Origin of the sequence: Chrysanthemum yellows phytoplasma (assembly GCF_000803325.1) — a bacterium.
Classification (GTDB): domain Bacteria; phylum Bacillota_I; class Bacilli_A; order Acholeplasmatales; family Acholeplasmataceae; genus Phytoplasma; species Phytoplasma asteris.
In genome coordinates, this window is record NZ_JSWH01000175.1 from 1 (window position 1) to 1,334 (window position 1,334).

Below are 1,334 nucleotides of genomic sequence, written 5' to 3' on the forward strand. Positions count from 1 at the left end.
ATTTTTAATTATTAATAATGTTCATCAAGTAATGGCTATGGAAGGTTTATTTCATGAAGAAATTCAAGAAATTACAGAGACAGAGTTAGAAGAAAATGAAGAAATAACAAATACTATAAGTAAAACAAACACTATGACTAAACAAAAATTTGTGTCTTTACATGAAATAGGACATGCTGTAGTTGCTTTTGAATTGAGCCAAAGAAGTAGAGAGTATCCAGGACTCATAAAACTTAAAAGAATAGAATTAAAACATGATGATGAAAAAATTGATGGTAGCACCGATTTTTCTTTTGATAGAGACAATTTGTTTGGACATTTATTTGCATTATCTGTTTATTATGGTGGGTTAGAGGCAGAACAAACTATCACAACATCTATAGAAGAAATTAAAAATAGAGGTCAACATGATGAACAAGATATCGAAAAAGCAGCTAAATATATCACAGAAAGAGGATGGTTTTTAGGAGATTTATATTTATCAACAGATTCTTTAGAAATAAGAAAAAATAAAATAAAAAATATTGCTCAAACAAAAACACAAGAAATAATTCAACAATATAAAGAATTTTTATCGCCCCTTGCTGATGAATTATTACAAAGAGAAGTTATCGGAATTGAAGAATTTAAAAGATTGATAAAAGAATTAATTATTCAAAAAAAACCTTCTCAAAAACCAGAACAACTAGAAACAAATGAACAATTGAATTATAATCATAAAAAATCTAAATGTGAATGTGTTGTTTTATAAAAAATAGCTAACAAAAAAATAAATTGAATATAACAATTATGTATCATAAATATTATTTCTAGTTTCAAAAATGAAAGTTGAAAAGTTTATTTTTATTACATATTTAACAATTCGAAAAAATAAAAGGAGATTCAATTAATAATGTTTAAATTAAAAATTCAATTTAAAATAATAAGTTTTTGTTTATTTGTTTTATTAGGACTATTATTTATAACTAATAATTATTGTGTTATGGCAATGAATAACGGTCATATATCTCAAAATAACGGACATGATAATGATCATACTAATTTTCAAAATCAAGCTCGTATTTTACAAAATTTAAATTTTCAACAAACTGGAATAGTTCAACAAATTTTTAATGCTAGAAATAATAATTCTTCTGAAGAAGTTATTAATAATCTTGTGAGGCAAAATGTTGAATTAAGTAGTCGTATCGCTGCTCAACAAATTATTGTCTATAACGCCATGCCACAACAAAACGATCAAAATCAAACAAATAATCTTAGAAGACGTTAAAATAATTTAAAATATATTTTTATTGTTATTATCAATATCAAAGGAGATTTAATTAATGTTTAAA

General features: G+C 23.8%; 2 protein-coding genes. Both read left to right on the plus strand.

Annotation, left to right across the window (positions count from 1 at the left end; translation table 11 throughout):
* Positions 1–751: hypothetical protein (locus OL66_RS02990; protein WP_034172410.1), on the plus strand; the 751-nt coding region annotated here is incomplete at its 5' end.
* Positions 752–892: 141 nt separating this feature from the next.
* Entirely contained in the window at positions 893–1,270 is a 378-nt protein-coding gene (locus OL66_RS02995; RefSeq protein WP_034172411.1) for an SVM family protein, read from the plus strand.
* The last annotated feature ends 64 nt before the right edge of the window (positions 1,271–1,334 follow it).